The organism is Sinomicrobium pectinilyticum, assembly GCF_003725735.1.
GTDB lineage: Bacteria > Bacteroidota > Bacteroidia > Flavobacteriales > Flavobacteriaceae > Sinomicrobium > Sinomicrobium pectinilyticum.
Genome location: NZ_RJTM01000120.1, coordinates 14887 through 30982 on the forward strand (window position 1 = coordinate 14887; position 16096 = coordinate 30982).

Genomic DNA, 16096 nt, shown 5'->3' on the forward strand with positions numbered 1-16096 from the left:
AAGGTAAAATTAAATAATTTTGGTGTATATCCTACACTATATCATGAATATCTAATAATTAACCACTTGTGAGCAGCACACCACAGGATAGTTGTTTTGCGTATAACTTATATTTTCGTCCATGCTTGAATAGAGAATCTTAATCCGTGAAAAAAGGTATTACCTGCCGGCCGGGACAAAGGTCAGGGGATGCCTTGAGAACTAAAAATGTAAATCGATGAAAATACTGGAAAAGAAAAATTTCAAATACGTGGACTATCTGTGGGATGAAGAAAAGGCCGCCGCTATGGAAGGTAATGAAGTGGATCTGCTGCTTTACCGGTCTAACCTTCTCGGCGCGGACCTCCGGATTACCAATTACGGTGGTGGAAATACGAGTTGCCGTACCATAGAAAAAGATCCCCTCACCGGAGAAAATACGGAGATTATGTGGATCAAAGGTTCCGGAGGAGATATAGGAAGCCTCACCAGAAGTGGACTGGCAGGACTTTACGTAGACAAGTTACGTGCGTTGAAAAAAGTATACAGGGGATTGGAGCATGAAGATGAAATGGTAGCCTTGTTCAATCATTGCATATATGACCTGAACAGTAAGGCTCCTTCTATAGATACGCCATTGCATGGCCTTTTGCCTTTTAAGCACATAGATCACCTCCACCCCGATGCCCTGATAGCCGTTGCGGCGGCAAAGGACGGTGAGCAAATAACCAGGGAAATCTGGGGAGACTCTATGGGCTGGGTACCGTGGCAGCGCCCGGGCTTTGATCTGGGATTGCAGATAGAAAAATGCCTTGCAGATAATCCGGGCATAAGGGGAATTATACTCGGGAGCCACGGGTTGTTCACCTGGGGAGATACTGCTTATGAATGTTATATAAACAGCCTGGAAGTTATTGAACAGGCGTCCGCATATATAGAAGAGCGGGTAAAATCCAATGGTAGTGTTTTCGGCGGGGAAAAAGTGAAAAGCCTCGATCCGCAGAAAAGAAAAGACCAGGCAGCGACAATAGCGCCGTTGTTAAGAGGCCTTTGTTCCTCAGAAAAAAGAATGATAGGACATTTTACGGATGCTGACAGGGTCTTGCAGTTTATAAACAGTAATGATCTGGAAAGACTGGCTCCGTTGGGAACCTCCTGTCCCGATCATTTTCTCCGGACAAAGATACAACCGTTGCTTTTGCACCTGGATGCTGGTACAGACCTGACCGATCGGACAGAAATACTTGAAAAACTGAAACCGGCATTTGAACAGTACAGGAAAGAATACAGGGAATATTACGAGGGCTGTAAGCGGGAAAACAGCCCGGCGATCCGCGATGCCAATCCGGTAGTGATCCTCTGGCCCGGGGTGGGCATGTTCACTTTTGCTAAAAACAAGCAAACCGCACGTGTGGCATCGGAATTTTATATCAATGCTATTAACGTTATGCGCGGGGCGGAGGCCATAAGCGAATATACATCCCTGCCACGCCAGGAAGCTTTTGACATAGAGTACTGGTTACTGGAAGAGGCAAAATTGCAACGTATGCCTGCGGAGAAAACCCTCTCCAGAAAGGTTGCCGTAGTTACCGGAGCCACCGGAGGCATAGGTAAGGCCATAGCAGATAAACTGGTCGCGGAGGGTGCCAATGTGGTACTTACGGACCTGGATGAAAATCTTTTGAAAGAAGCCGAAGAGACCTATAAAAAAGATGAAGTTTCCTCTACGGTCTGTGACGTTACCAAAGCAGTATCGGTGGAAGCGGCATTCCGGAAGGCATGTGTGGATTTCGGGGGTGTGGACATAGTAGTCCATTCCGCAGGACTGGCCATTTCCAAATCCCTTCCTGACACTTCAGAAGAGGACTGGGAGCTGTTGCAAAACGTATTGGTAAAAGGACAGTTCCTGCTGGCAAAGGCCGGGGTGGATATTATGAAAAAACAAGGTCTTGGCGGAGATATTATAAGTATAGCCAGCAAGAATGGCCTCGTAGCCGGCCCGAACAATGTGGGCTATGGTACGGCCAAAGCAGCCCAGCAACATATGTCGCGTCTTCTCGCAGCCGAACTGGGAGAAGATAAAATACGGGTGAATACCGTAAATCCGGATGGTGTGATCGTAGGAAGCAAGATATGGGAAGGCGAATGGGCCGAAGGGAGAGCCAAGGCTTACGGTATAACTGTGGAGGAACTTCCCGCACATTATGCCAAAAGGAATCTCCTGAATGAGATCATCCGCCCGGAAGATATTGCCAAGGGCGTATATGCCCTGTTGGGAATACTTGACAAAAGTACCGGGAATACCATTAATGTAGATGGTGGTATGGCCAACGCTTTTGTACGATAAAAAAGATAACATCAATTTGACAAGACAGGAATACAACAGAGGATGAGAATAGACCAGCAGGAAATAAGGGAGTTGAACAACCCCGGTACGGATACACATAAGCGTTGCCTGGAAGGATTGAAGACCGTTTATTCAGAATCTCTTATAGAGAGAGTGGTAAACAGGCTTTCGGACTTCCAGGTGGCACTGCCGAGTTGGGCTCTTGGTGCCGGTGGAACCCGGTTCGGGCGTTTCTCCTATGGCGGAGAGCCCGGTTCCCTGGAACAAAAGATAGAAGATATCGGGGTAATACATCAGCTTACAAAGACCGCGGGTGCGGTGTCCCTTCACATTCCTTGGGATATCCCGAAAGATGTGCAAGCCGTAAAAGAACTGGCGGATTCCCTGGGTATTACATTCGACGCTATGAATTCCAATACCTTTCAGGACCAGGAAGGGGCGGCAGAGAGTTACAGATATGGTTCCCTGAGCAGCGTACACCAGGCAGCCAGGGAACAGGCTGTTGAACATAATATTGAGGTAATACGCATCGGGGAACAGCTGGGTTCCGGAAGCCTGACCGTATGGTTGGCAGACGGGGCCAATTTTCCTGGTCAATACAATTTTCAAACCGTGCTTAAGCATGCAGAGGATAGTTTGAAGAAGATCTACAGGGAGTTACCGGAAGACTGGAAATTATTAATCGAATACAAGCCGTATGAACCCAATTTTTACAGTACTGTAATCCAGGATTGGGGTACCTCGTTTATGCTGGCAAACGCCTGCGGGGAAAAGGCATTTACACTTGTGGACCTGGGGCATCACCTGCCCAATACCAATATAGAACAGATTGTGGCTACCCTGATGTCGCAGGGTAAACTCGGGGGATTCCACTTCAATGACAGCAAATACGGGGATGACGATCTTACGGTGGGATCGGTGAAACCATATAACCTTTTCCTCATTTTTAACGAACTGGTCTACGGAATGGAAAATAATCCCCAAAACCCGTCCCTGGCCTGGATGATCGATGCCAGTCATAATATAAAGGATCCGCTGGAAGACCTCATACAATCACTCGAAGCCATATTGATTGCTTATGCCCAGGCTTTACTGGTAGACCGCGAGGCCCTGCTTGAAGCTCAACAGGGCAGTGATGTAGTGCGGTGTCAGGAAATTTTACAGGATGCCTACCGTACCGATGTAAGGCCGTTACTCCGGGAAGCCCGTCTTCGTTCGGGAGGGGCCATGTATCCGCTACAAGCCTACCGGGAACTGAAAATAAGAAAACGACTGATTGAAGAAAGAGGCATGAGAGTGAGAGCAACAGGACTGTAAAAAACAAATCATAGGGAAACTCCCCTGCCAACCAAATTAAACAACTTTAACCGATGAATGCCAAAACTGAGGTGACCGCCGTTTTTGATATCGGTAAGACCAATAAGAAATTTTTCCTGTTCGACACTGATTTCAAAGAAGTATACAGGGAATATACCATGCTGGATGAAACAGAGGACGAAGACGGTTATCCCTCGGAAAACCTGCAACAGTTGCAACAATGGCTGAAGGGCCTGCTGGACCGTATTCTCCATGCGGAGGAATACAAGGTAACCGCCATCAATTTTTCCAGCTACGGTGCCAGCTTTGTACATGTGGATGAAAAAGGGAATGTACTTACACCGCTTTATAATTATACCAAACCGGTACCGGAAGAAATCACAAAGGAATTTTATGATACATATGGCGATGAACTGTCATTTGCCATCGAAACAGCTTCTCCACAGGCGGGAATGCTGAATTCCGGAATGCAACTGTACTGGATAAAGAAGACCAAACCGGAAATCTTTGAAAAGATCAAGTACTCTCTTCATTTTCCGCAATACCTGTCTTATCTGTTTACGGGCATTCCCCTTAGTGATTATACCAGTATAGGCTGCCATACCGGGCTCTGGAACTATGAAGCCAACGATTACCACAGCTGGGTATATAAAGAAGAAATAGACAAGAAGCTTCCTCCGATTGTACCTTCCGGGACCAGTTTGAGCATGACTTACAAGCGGAAAAAGATCAAGATCGGGGTGGGGATACACGACAGTTCGGCTGCGCTTTTGCCCTATATCCTGAGTGAAAAGAAACCGTTTTTACTGGTGTCTACCGGAACCTGGAGTATTTCCCTGAATCCTTTTAATGAGGAAGGGCTCTCCCGGGAAGATGTGGAGAACAATTGTCTGAACTATATGCGTACCACAGGGAAAAGAGTCAAAGCGACCCGTTTTTTTATGGGAAACGAATATCGCATACAGGTAAAAAAGCTTGGAGAACATTACGGTAAAGCTTACGGATACCACCGGAAAATAAAGTTCAACAGGAGATTATACCTGAAACTCATTTCCACGCCATCCATACATTTTAAGTTCGAAGGTATAAGGCTCCGGAGAAAAAAGCTGAACGAAACGGACCTGGCCCCTTTTTCAACTTTTGAAGAAGCCTTTCACCAGTTGATGATAGAACTCATGGAATTGCAGGTGGAAACCTCGCGGAGAGCGATCGGTAATACCGATATAAACAAAATATTTATAGATGGCGGCTTTACGGACAACGATGTTTTCGTAAAGTTAATGTCTTATCATTTCCGGGAATTCAAGGTGAGGACCACCCGGAATTCATTAGGATCGGCTCTCGGTGCGGCAATGGTCATTTCCGAAGAAAAACCCGGACCCAAATTTTTGAAGAGGACCTATAAAATGGAAAAACTGGCACCTTTACTACTCTCTCCGGAAAGAGATGCGGTCTAAATAGTGCCCGTTCAACTTTTAATTTTGAATTATGGAACAGACGCATACAGAAGAGCAAATACTCGAACTGACTTCTTCCGCCGGGGGAGAATACGAAAGGGAAGCAGTCCCCGAATCGCGGTGGAAAGGCTGGAAGAGTTTTCTGGGGATGTATGCCGGCGAGCATGCGGCAGGAACAGAATTTGTTATCGGGCCCCTGTTCCTGACTACGGGTGTAAGTGCCTTTGACCTGATCATCGGGTTATTACTGGGAAATTTCCTGGCTGTTCTGAGCTGGCGGTTCCTTACCGCGGAAATTGCAGTCAAATACCGGTGGACGTTATATTATCAGCTGGAGAAAATCTGCGGAAAGCGCCTGGTTACTGGGTATAACCTTGCCAATGGCGTATTGTTCTGTTTTCTGGCCGGGTCCATGATTACCATATCTGCGACTGCAGTGGGCATTCCTTTTAATATGGAAATGCCGCGGCTGACGGACACGATGCCAAACGGTATAACCTGGATCGTTATAGTGATAGCCATAGGACTGGTGATTTCCATCATTGCAGCACGGGGTTATGAAATGGTATCCAAAGCGGCAAACTGGATGTCCCCGGTTATTGTACTGGCATTTCTTGCATGTGGTATTGTAGCTTTGGGTCAACTTGGAGTGTCGAATTTTTCGGATTTCTGGAATGTATGGGGTGAAGGTGGCGAGCCTTTTCCCGGGCAGGTAAAATATACATTCTGGCATGTGATGTTATGGTCGTGGTTTGCCAACGCAGCCATGCATATAGGGATGTCGGATCTCAGTGTATTTCGATACGCCAAAAAAGCTTCGGTGGGATGGACCAGTGCGGCCGGTATGTATGTAGGACATTACATGGCCTGGATCGCAGCAGCACTGATCTATGCGGTGTACCTGCGTTCTCCCGAAGTAGAGTCTATTCTGGCCAATGGGCAGGCGCCTTCCGTGGCTCCGGGACCACTTGCATACAATACCATTGGGATATTCGGGATTATAGCAGTAATACTGGCCGGATGGACTACAGCCAATCCCACTATCTACAGGGCAGGACTGGCATTCCAGGCTGTGATGCCCAAAGCGTCGACATTCAAAGTGACCCTGCTGGCCGGGGGAATAGCTACATTTGCCGGGCTTTTCCCAGCCATAGCTATGAAATTACTGGATTTTGTAGCGCTGTACGGATTTATTCTGGCACCTTTCGGGGCGATTATCGTTTTCGAACATTTTTTTGCCGACCGCTGCGGTGTGCGGAAGTTTTATGCAGAAAAGACCGGGACCCGGTTCAACATTGCGGTGTTTCTGGCCTGGATCATCAGTTTTGCGGTATTTTATTTTATCTCCCTGCAATTTAATGTGTTCCTGTCTTTCGTAACCCTTCCCACATGGGTTTGTTGTGGGGTGCTGTTCCTGGTGTTCAGCAGGTATTTTCAGAAGAAAGTAGTAGTAAGTTAATAGATTGAATTAGTTAATTGGTATGAAAAACCCTGTCGGTTTTCCTTTTGCGGAAAACATCGACAGGGTTTGCCTTTTCGGATAAAGCTCGTCTGTTTTAAAATGTATACGAGAAATTAGCCGATACGTTTCTTGTCAGTTGCGGGTTGATCGTGGACCATCCCGAATAATATTCTTCGTCTGTAATGTTGTTCAGCTTCAGAGTGACACGAAAATCTCTTGTGCCGTAAAATACGGAGGCATTGAGAAGGGTATATTCGGGCACGGTAAAAGCTCCGGTATTATTCCGGTTCATTATTTTGTTTTCACCGGCATAATTACCACCAAACCCTAAACCGAAACCTTGTAGTCTGCCGGAAGTAAACTGGTAGTCCGCCCATAAGTTTGCCGTGTTTAACGGGCCTGCGGATTCCGGCCTGCGATCTTTAAAAGCAGGATCTCCTTCTTCCAGGTTACTGTCTACATAGCTGTATCCTGCTACGAGATTTAACCCGTTTACCGGATTGGCATTTATGACAGTTTCAAATCCTTTGTTCCGCTGTTCACCGTCCTGGGTGAAATAATAAGTATTCGGGTCGAGATCAATCCGAAGCCTCATATCGCTCACCTTAATGTCGTAATAACTCAGCGTAGCGGTTAATTTATCGTTGAACAGGTTCAGTTTCGTCCCGAATTCCAACTGGGTGGCATGCTCCGGTTTGAAAGACCTCATGGTCTGTACCCCTTCTGTGAGTTCGGGCTGGGGAGCCACGTTGGTAAAACCGTCCATATAATTGGCAAAGAGGGAAACATGATTGAGAACAGGCTGGTAAACAAGTCCGAATTTAGGAGAAAATGATGTTTGGTTATAGGTTTCGTTCCAGAAACGATCTACACGCAAACTAGCCATTGCAGACAGTTCGGGAAGGATATTTATAACATCGGAAGCATAGACACTGAATATTTCCTGTACGGTCCTAGACGGGTTTATTTTGGAACCGGTAAGTAAGGCATCGGTACCCGCCCGGGTAAGGATTCCGCTGTCATCAGTGTACTGCGCAGGATTCGTAATCTGTAATATTCCCCGGTTAAAGGTTTCCAGGTCTGAGCCTATATATACAAGTCCGTTGGCTACATAAGAAGTATTATTATTAGTTACATTGGTTTTGAGGTAATCCAGCCCTACAACGAGCCTGTTGCGTACCGAACCTATATTGAAATCCCCGATAAAATTCTGCTGGATGTCCGTTCCTATGGTTTCGGAGTTCTGCTTGCTCAGGTACCTTGTAAGTACAATACCGTCATTCAGGGTTACCGAAGCATTATCTTCTGCCGTGGTTGTGCTTTCATAAAGGTAGGAATAATATCCGTTCGACTTGGCGGAGGAAGTGGAAAATGCGGTCTGTGAAGTCCACGCATCGCTTATTTTGTAGTTCATCTGTGCCTGAAGGCTGTAGGTGGGATTGTCCATGTAAAGGTCATTACTGGTATAGGACCTTTTATGATCATAGGCCAGTTCGTCCATATTATGCACACGTAACGGGTGTGCTCTGTCCAGGAAGAGCATGGTCGGGTTGGTGCTCCTGCCATTGTATATTTCCGTATTGATAAGGAACGATAGTCTGTCATTTACCTGGTATGATAGCGAAGGTGCCACATAGAAAGATCTCCTGAAGCCGGCATCCTGAAAGCTGTTCTGGGTATGGTAGGCACTGTTTACCCTGAGATAGACATCTTTTTCGGTACTCAGGGGTGTGTTTATATCGACGGTCACACGATTTTGCCCATAGCTTCCTGCGGTATACCCTATATTGCCCCTGAAGGTGTTCAAAGGCTTTTTACTAACGATATTTATAAGCCCGCCATAAGAGATAAGGCTGCTTCCGTATAATGTTCCGGAAGGGCCCTTTATGACTTCTATCCGCTCGGTATTTGCAAGGTCGGGGCTGCCGTTGGTAAGGGCAGGGAGACCATTGAGCATAGTGGGCTGTACGGCAAATCCGCGAACGGAAAAATACCCCGCTCCGTCCGAAGCTCTTCCGGTGGGTTCCCATAACATGGTTACACCGGGAGCGTTTCGTAAAGCATCATTAAAATTGGTGATTACCTGGTCTTCGAGAAGCTGGCTCCCGATACTGTTGGACACCTGGGGGTTCTCTATATCCTTTAAAGGCATTTTGGAAACATATGTACTCTCCTTTTGCGCATATTTATTGATCTTATTGCCTTCCACAACTACTTCTTCGAGTACCTCCTGTTGCTCGCTGAGGACAATCCGGGGTACTGTGGTTACCTCATTAGCTCGCACAACTATTCTGATCTCGCTGGTTTTGAAACCTACGGAGGAAGCTTTAAGGGTGTATGCGCCGGCGCTTACACCGGAAATCTCATAATTTCCCTTATTATCGGTAAGTGTACCTTTTGCCGTACCATTTTTGCCAATGGTAAGGGTTACATATTCTACAGGGGCATTATTGGTGCTGACAACGGTACCCTGTATGGTTCCGCTTTGTGCCAGGGCTGTTGCAGAAAAGCCCAGAACGGCAATAAAAAGTAATAGCCTCTTCATTGAAAACCTGTTTTTATTTAGATTTATTTTAAACAGCACAAAAGTATTTAACGAAGTTTTAAGAACAAAACTTTTTCATGCTTTATTTATGCCTTTTTAATGTGCTGTTTATCAGTGTATAATATATGTTTTGTGTGCATTTTCTTTCTTTGTTTGAAGATGCATACAACGTTTCGCTGGGAGCGGATGGAAAATCCGGTGAAAACAAAATATGAAGTCGGTTTGAATTACTGAAAAAGGAATATTTTCATGATCGTGGTCTCAGTATATACCTGAACCAGTTTTAATCCATTGGCGGAAAATTCATCCGCAATCCGGGCAAGAGACCGGTCTCATTTAATCCCTGGGGATAAGCAGAAACTCACCCGGAGCCATCGGAGGTGTGACAAGGAGTGAATGTTTTTTCGCTCGTCATCCGGGCCTGTGGATTTAAATGCCTTTGACATTGCAAAACAGTATCAGGAAGAAAAGGAAGATGCCGGTATAAGAACAGAAATATTGTTCCGCTGCAAAAAACTTTTTATTCCCGGACTATTCAGGCAGGACAAAATCTTGTGGCTTTGCAGGTTTAAAAAATGGAAAATAAAAAAACCTTCGCTGTGTGAACGAAGGTTTTTATACTTTACGAAAAGATGAATCTCTGCTTATGCCTCAAAAGGCACAATAGAAACATAAGATTTGTTGTTCTTTTTCTTTTCGAATTTTACGATACCGTCAATTTTTGCGTGAAGGGTATGATCTTTACCCATGTACACGTTTTCACCCGGGTTGTGGGCTGTACCACGCTGACGAACGATGATATTTCCGGCAATGGCAGCCTGCCCGCCGAATATCTTTACACCAAGACGTTTAGATTCTGATTCCCTACCGTTCTTGGAACTACCTACACCTTTCTTGTGAGCCATTTTTGTTCGGTTTTTTGCCTTGTTTTACCCTGTGGAAAACAAGGGTGGGTTATACTTTAGTTATTACTTCGGGGGTTATTTTTCAATACCGCCGTCCAGTTTTTCCTGTAATTCTTTCAGTTCGTCCCATTTACCATCGGCAGCAAGCTGAGCTTGTTGCGGCCATGTATCGGGAATTTTGTTTGCATAGTTCGGGCCGGCTTCGCTGAGGATATCTTTCAGTTTATCTACGGAAGTTGCTGCGAGATCTGCATAGGTAAGGATACCTGCACTGTTGAACAACTCGGCAATTTTAGGTCCGATTCCTTCAACTTTCTTCAGGTCATCCCCTTTTTTGGCTGCTTTTTTTGCAGGAGCTTTTTTAGCGGGTTTTTCCGCGCTGGCTTTAGAAGCCGTTTTCTTTGCTCCGGAAGCAACGATGTTTTCAACCACGATTTCGGTCAGGGCCTGTCTGTGACCATTTTTCACTTTGTAACCCTTACGTCTTTTCTTTTTGAAAACGATTACTTTGTCACCTTGAAGGTGCTTTACTACCTTGGCTTCTACGGAAGCACCATCTATAGCCGGGGCGCCTATGGTAACATCACCTGCATTGTCCAACAGAAGAACATTGTCAAAAGAAATTTTTGCTCCTTCCTCTTCTGCCAGGCGGTGTACGAATACCTTCTGGTCTTTCGCAACTTTGAATTGCTGCCCTGCTATCTCTACAATTGCGTACATAGCTTTAATTATGATTTAATTATCCAAAAAGCCCATGCCTAGGGCAAAGGCGGGTGCAAATATACGTCTAAATACTTAAAAGGCAAGTGGGTTACGATAATTTTTTATGCTTTTTGGGGAATCTTCCGTGAAAGGTTCCAGCTCGGCTTGAATTTCTGCATGAACGCAAGGGTAAGCACTACGGAAGAAGCAAAACCCTCCACAGCAATAATAAAGAGAAGTATGCCGGGTCCCTGGTTATAGCTTTCGATCCAGGTGTTCATTATCGTTTCCGGGAAAGCGGGGTCCAGGTGGAACATATATATGCTCATAAATCCGACAAAGATAAGCGTGGCGATAAAACCGGTAAATATTCCGGTAGTTGCCCCGGCATAGTAATCAAACTTCTCTCGTTGTACGAGACGTTTAAACCGGATAGAAGCATATATGCCATAGCCCACAATTACCCCGTTGAGCAGGCGAAGCCATATGTTTTCGTGAAGGTCAAACAACTTTACGATCAGGAAGTAGGCAATTAAGACTATTGCCGTTACAATACCATACCTTAAATGAATGTGTTTAGCTCCCATAGTCTCATAAATTACTGGATTATAGGTATTAAGTTACGAAAAAATATGTGACAGTGCCAAAATCTTTGTTATTTTTAATTGCTGTTTTCTGAAAAAAGAGGATTTCCGTAACATTTGATACCTGTCGTATACTAATATCATATAGTAATTATGGTGAAACGGATACACATTATAACACCCAAAGAGCTTTCTTTGACTTTTAAGTTTTGCAGAGAGAAATAACACAAACACAATACCTATGAAAAAAAGATTTTTACCCATTGTTTTACTGTTGACTTCCCTTTTCACAGCTACGGCCCAGCAGGTAGCTTTTGAAGAATACGACCTGGACAACGGACTGCATGTTATCCTGCACCGGGACAATACGGCACCCCTGGTGACTACGGCAGTAATGTACCATGTCGGTTCGAAGGACGAAAACCCCGAACGCACCGGTTTTGCACATTTTTTTGAGCACCTTCTTTTTGAAGGGACAGAGAATATAGACCGCGGGCAATGGTTTAAAATTGTGACGGCCAATGGCGGACGAAACAACGCGAACACCACTCAGGACAGGACCTATTATTATGAGGTGTTTCCTTCCAATAACCTGGAACTCGGGTTATGGATGGAATCCGAAAGAATGTTGCACCCGGTGATCAATCAGATAGGTGTGGATACACAAAATGAAGTGGTAAAGGAAGAAAAGCGTATGCGAATGGATAACCAGCCTTATGGCCAGTTTGCCACAGCTCTTTTTGCCAATTTATTTGAGAAACACCCTTACCGCTGGCCGATAATAGGTGCTATGGAACACCTGGACGCGGCTACTCTTGACGAATTTCTTGCTTTTAACGAGAAATTCTATGTGCCGAACAATGCCGTCCTTGTTGTTGCGGGGGATATAGAGACGGATAAAACCAAAAAAATGATAGAGGATTATTTCGGCCCCATACCAAGAGGAAAAGATATTACAAGGAAATCCTTTATGGAATCCCCCCTGACAGAAACAAAAAAAGCGCGTTTCGAAGATCCGAATATTCAAATCCCCGCCATCCTTACCGCATATCGTACACCGTCCATGAAAGAAAGGGAGGCTTATGCGCTGGACATGGTTTCTTCCATACTGAGCGACGGTAAATCGTCTCGCCTGTATAAAAAACTGGTAGACGAAAAGAAAAAGGCTATGGAGATAGGAGCGTTTAACTATTCTCTCGAAGACTACGGGGCTTATATCATATATGCGCTACCACTCGGGGGGACCCCATTGGATGACCTGGTTGCCGAGATCGATGAAGAAGTGGGCAGACTGCAAAACGAACTCATCTCCGAAAGGGATTACGAAAAACTGCAAAACCAGTTTGAGAACAAGTTTGTAAATGCAAACTCAAGCATAGAAGGTATAGCCAATTCCCTTGCCAGGTATTATATGCTTTATGGCAACACCAGATTAATCAATGAAGAAATAGACATTTACCGATCCATTACCCGTGAAGAAATCAGGGACGTTGCCAAAAAATACCTGAACCCCAATCAGAGACTGCTTTTGGAATATGTTCCCCGGGAAGACGGAGATAACCGATAGGGACGTAGAAACGGAAAAATAAATGTTGGTATTTTATAAAAAGATAAACCCGATGAAAAAATTCATATTTACCCTATTCTTTATATGTGCAATTGCCACACAGGCCCAGATAGACCGGAGCAGACAGCCTCAGCCCGGTCCGGCACCGGAAATATACCTGGGCACACCGAACACTTTTGAACTGGAAAACGGACTGAAAGTCATTGTTGTAGAAAATCATAAATTACCCAGGGTTTCCTATACCCTTGCTATAGACAACCCTCCTTTTACCGAAGGAACAAAGGCGGGCGTTTCCTCTCTTACCGGGAGTATGCTCGGTAAGGGATCTATTCATCTGGACAAAGATACCTTTAACGAAGAAGTGGATTATATGGGGGCCAGTATGGTTTTTGGATCTGGCAGTGCCCATGCAAGCGGGTTGGCCAAATACGCCGAAAGAATACTGCAACTGATGGCCGATGCGGCGCTTTACCCCGATTTTAAGGAAGATGAGTTCCGCAAAGAAAAGGACCTTTTACTGGAAGGGCTGAAAGCCGATGAGAAAAGCGTTACTGCTACTGCACAAAGGGTGGAAGCAGCCCTGGCCTATGGTAAGGGCAGCCCCCAGGGAGAATTTATCACGAAAGAGACTGTAAATAATGTGTCATTGCAGGACATTAAAAATTTCTACGGAAATTATTTTGTCCCTGAAAATGCCTATTTGGTAGTGGTGGGGGATGTGAAGTTTGCGGATATCCGTAGGCAGGCGGAGAAATATTTTAAAGCCTGGAAGAAAAGTGCCCCTCCTGTTGTTGTTTTTCCGGATCCTTCCGATGCCCAGTACACTCAGATCAACCTGGTAAATATGCCCAATGCCGTGCAGTCGGAGATTGCGGTGGAAAACCTCGTGAACCTGAAAATGTCCGATCCGGATTATTTTCCCGCCATGCTGGCAAATAAAATACTGGGAGGCGGTGCGGAAGCCAGGTTATTTCTCAATTTGCGTGAAGACAAAGGATATACTTATGGTGCGTATTCAAGGATCGGTGCGGATATAAAAACAACTTCCAGGTTCCGTGCTTCGGCAAGCGTAAGGAATGAAGTTACCGATAGTGCGGTTGTTGCTTTCCTCAGTGAAATAGACCGTATAACCACCGAAAAAGTATCGACACAGGAACTGGTAGTTGCCAAGGCAGACTATGTCGGAAACTTTGTAATGGCCCTTGAAGAACCCGAAACCATAGCCAGGTATGCACTGCTGACCGAAACTCAGAAGTTGCCGGAAGATTTTTACCAGACATATCTTGAAAAAATAAATGCAGTTACCGGGGACCAGGTCCTTGTTGCGGCAAAAAAATACTTTAAAGGCAACAACGCCCGGATAGTAGTAACCGGGAAAGCCGGAGATATTGCCAAAAACCTGGAAAAAGTAGAATATAAAGGAAAAAAGGTCCCTGTGTTTTATTTTGATAAATATGCCAATCCCGCGAAAAAACCGGAAGAAAAGGCTATCGCAGCCGATGTGACTCTGAAAAGTGTGCTGGATAAATATATACAGGTCATCGGAGGGGAAGAAAAACTCCACTCCGTGAAAAGTATATTTAGCAAAGCTACCGGAGCTATCCAGGGAATGACACTCGAAATTGTGGCCAAGAACACTGCGGATGGAAAAGTAGTTTCTGAGACTTTTATGATGGGAACTACCCTTAGCAAGCAGGTTTTCAACGGTGAAACAGGATATATGGTACAACAGGGACAACGAAAAGAAATGGAGGGAGAAATGCTGACATCCGCAAAAGAAAATGCATATCCGTTTCCCGAGCTGAAGCTGCGTAATAAAGAAGGAGTAACGCTCGAAGGGATAGAAGAAGTGGATGGCAGGGATGCCTATGTGGTTAAGAACGGCAAAACAAGGTTGTATTTCGATATCGGTTCCGGCTTAAAGATTTCCCGGGTCAGTACTACGGAAATTAAAGGACAGCCTTTAACACAGACCTTTAAATTCGGAGATTATCGTGACGTTGAAGGAGTGAAGATACCGTTTAAAACCACCTTCGATACCGGAACGGGCATGCAAATGGAACTTACCACTACCGAAGTGAAATTCAATGAAGGAGTAACTGATGCGGATTTCGAATAAGTAAATCCGGATTTATATAAATTCAAATAAAACTGTTTTTCCGGAAGGTACAGCATGATACTCACAAAATGTTGAATCAGGGATATTTCTTCCGGAGAACAGTTTTATTTGTTTTGATACCGGGTTTTCCGGAAAGGTAAACCCCCAGTAATATAACGGCGGCGCCCAGCAATTGCCGGGAATTCATTTTTTCACTGTCCAGAAAGCCCCATATAGAGGCAACAATGGGAATAAGATAAGTAACCGAGGTAGAAAATACAGGGGAAGAGATCTGTATCAGCCGGAAGAAAAGAATGTTGGCAATCCCTGTTCCTACTATGCCGAGAATGAAAATAAAACCGATCGAGGTCAGTGTTTCAGGGGTATTGATATGTTTAAATATTCCGGAAAATAACAGGATGGTAAGCGCCGGGACAGACAAAACCAGGAAATTCCCGGTGACAATACTCAGCGGAGGGAGCTCCTGTAAATACTTCTTAAGGATGTTTACATTAAGTGCATAACATATAGTGGCAATAATAATAAAGCCGGCAAAAAAATAATTTTGTTGCGGGTTCATGGATGCGCCATTGAGAATAAGCAGGATACTTCCGGAAAGCCCGAACAAGACCCCGATGCCCTGTCTTTTCTGAAAAGGAGCCCGGAAGAACAGTATCCCTATAATAAGGGCATTTAACGGTACAAGGGAGTTTAGTATAGAGGTTACGGAACTGTCTATTTCTGTTTGTGCAATTGCAAAGAAATAAGCCGGAATAAAAGTACCCAGCACAGAAGTTATTACAATGTACTTCCATTGTGGTTTTTGAATACGTTTAAGGCTCTTGTAACCTGTTGCGAATAAAAAAAGTGCGGCAAATAAAATACGGAAAGAGCCGAGTTCAATCGGAGAAAGTCCGGAAAGTCCTCGTTTGATCAGTATAAAAGAGCTTCCCCATACTATGGCCAGTACGGAGAGGAGCAACCATTTGTTGTTTATGCTTAGGTTCATGATATTGCATGTTGAGATCCGGTCGACAAAGATGCATTGTTTTTAGCTAATTTTTACCCGCTTTCTTGCTTTTTAACTATGCCGATCACCCACAGCGTTGCCCTGTGTAAAAACAGGACTATAG

At 44.9% G+C, this 16096-nt stretch carries 11 protein-coding genes; 6 read left to right on the forward strand and 5 right to left on the reverse strand.

What is annotated here, in order from left to right:
• The first annotated feature begins 217 nt into the window (after nucleotides 1–217).
• Genes ED312_RS17960 through ED312_RS17975 form a run of 4 tightly spaced genes read left to right on the forward strand, consistent with a single transcriptional unit; the run spans nucleotide 218 to nucleotide 6559 of the window.
• Nucleotides 218–2326: a bifunctional aldolase/short-chain dehydrogenase gene (locus ED312_RS17960; protein ID WP_123217412.1), complete on the forward strand. Its 2109-nt coding sequence runs from the start codon at nucleotides 218–220 to the stop codon at nucleotides 2324–2326.
• Between the two features lie 42 nt (nucleotides 2327–2368).
• Nucleotides 2369–3643 carry a TIM barrel protein gene (locus tag ED312_RS17965; protein WP_123217413.1) on the forward strand — a complete coding sequence of 425 codons (1275 nt, stop codon included), beginning with the start codon at nucleotides 2369–2371 and terminating at the stop codon, nucleotides 3641–3643.
• A gap of 53 nt (nucleotides 3644–3696) precedes the next feature.
• Complete coding sequence (locus ED312_RS17970; protein WP_123217414.1) at nucleotides 3697–5100, forward strand: FGGY-family carbohydrate kinase; 1404 nt, start codon at nucleotides 3697–3699, stop codon at nucleotides 5098–5100.
• 31 nt (nucleotides 5101–5131) lie between these two features.
• Nucleotides 5132–6559, forward strand: coding sequence for a purine-cytosine permease family protein (locus ED312_RS17975; protein WP_123217415.1), 1428 nt, complete (start codon nucleotides 5132–5134; stop codon nucleotides 6557–6559).
• 97 nt (nucleotides 6560–6656) lie between these two features.
• On the opposite strand, the gene ED312_RS17980 is transcribed toward ED312_RS17975, so the two are convergent.
• From ED312_RS17980 to ED312_RS18000, 4 genes are all read right to left on the reverse strand, one after another.
• A complete protein-coding gene (locus tag ED312_RS17980) occupies nucleotides 6657–9107 on the reverse strand; it encodes a TonB-dependent receptor (RefSeq protein WP_123217416.1) in 2451 nt (816 codons plus the stop codon).
• A 644-nt stretch (nucleotides 9108–9751) separates the two neighbouring features.
• Nucleotides 9752–10012, reverse strand: coding sequence for a 50S ribosomal protein L27 (gene rpmA, locus ED312_RS17990; RefSeq protein WP_123217418.1), 261 nt, complete (start codon nucleotides 10010–10012; stop codon nucleotides 9752–9754).
• 75 nt (nucleotides 10013–10087) lie between these two features.
• A complete protein-coding gene (gene rplU / locus ED312_RS17995) occupies nucleotides 10088–10732 on the reverse strand; it encodes a 50S ribosomal protein L21 (protein WP_123217419.1) in 645 nt (214 codons plus the stop codon).
• A gap of 104 nt (nucleotides 10733–10836) precedes the next feature.
• Nucleotides 10837–11301: a DUF4199 domain-containing protein gene (locus tag ED312_RS18000; RefSeq protein ID WP_123217420.1), complete on the reverse strand. Its 465-nt coding sequence runs from the start codon at nucleotides 11299–11301 to the stop codon at nucleotides 10837–10839.
• Nucleotides 11302–11539: 238 nt separating this feature from the next.
• Between ED312_RS18000 and ED312_RS18010 the strand changes: the two genes are divergently transcribed.
• Together ED312_RS18010 and ED312_RS18015 are read left to right on the forward strand one after the other, a co-directional pair.
• Nucleotides 11540–12865 (forward strand): M16 family metallopeptidase, encoded by a 1326-nt coding sequence (locus ED312_RS18010; RefSeq protein ID WP_123217422.1) that lies wholly within the window; start codon nucleotides 11540–11542, stop codon nucleotides 12863–12865.
• A gap of 52 nt (nucleotides 12866–12917) precedes the next feature.
• Nucleotides 12918–14984 carry an insulinase family protein gene (locus ED312_RS18015; RefSeq protein ID WP_123217470.1) on the forward strand — a complete coding sequence of 689 codons (2067 nt, stop codon included), beginning with the start codon at nucleotides 12918–12920 and terminating at the stop codon, nucleotides 14982–14984.
• 76 nt (nucleotides 14985–15060) lie between these two features.
• Here the strand turns inward: ED312_RS18015 and ED312_RS18020 are convergent, their stop codons facing one another.
• On the reverse strand, nucleotides 15061–15972 hold the full coding sequence (locus ED312_RS18020; protein WP_123217423.1) for a DMT family transporter: 912 nt from the start codon (nucleotides 15970–15972) through the stop codon (nucleotides 15061–15063).
• Nucleotides 15973–16096 lie beyond the last annotated feature (124 nt).

Excerpts from the sequence above, each read along its gene's own strand:
- rplU (WP_123217419.1), bottom strand. The coding sequence starts at position 10,732 with ATGTACGCAATTGTAGAGATAGCAGGGCAGCAATTCAAAGTTGCGAAA.
- ED312_RS18000 (WP_123217420.1), bottom strand. The coding sequence starts at position 11,301 with ATGGGAGCTAAACACATTCATTTAAGGTATGGTATTGTAACGGCAATA.
- ED312_RS18015 (WP_123217470.1), top strand. The coding sequence starts at position 12,918 with ATGAAAAAATTCATATTTACCCTATTCTTTATATGTGCAATTGCCACA.
- ED312_RS18010 (WP_123217422.1), top strand. The coding sequence starts at position 11,540 with ATGAAAAAAAGATTTTTACCCATTGTTTTACTGTTGACTTCCCTTTTC.
- ED312_RS17965 (WP_123217413.1), top strand. The coding sequence starts at position 2,369 with ATGAGAATAGACCAGCAGGAAATAAGGGAGTTGAACAACCCCGGTACG.
- ED312_RS17980 (WP_123217416.1), bottom strand. The coding sequence starts at position 9,107 with ATGAAGAGGCTATTACTTTTTATTGCCGTTCTGGGCTTTTCTGCAACA.
- ED312_RS18020 (WP_123217423.1), bottom strand. The coding sequence starts at position 15,972 with ATGAACCTAAGCATAAACAACAAATGGTTGCTCCTCTCCGTACTGGCC.
- ED312_RS17960 (WP_123217412.1), top strand. The coding sequence starts at position 218 with ATGAAAATACTGGAAAAGAAAAATTTCAAATACGTGGACTATCTGTGG.
- rpmA (WP_123217418.1), bottom strand. The coding sequence starts at position 10,012 with ATGGCTCACAAGAAAGGTGTAGGTAGTTCCAAGAACGGTAGGGAATCA.
- ED312_RS17970 (WP_123217414.1), top strand. The coding sequence starts at position 3,697 with ATGAATGCCAAAACTGAGGTGACCGCCGTTTTTGATATCGGTAAGACC.
- ED312_RS17975 (WP_123217415.1), top strand. The coding sequence starts at position 5,132 with ATGGAACAGACGCATACAGAAGAGCAAATACTCGAACTGACTTCTTCC.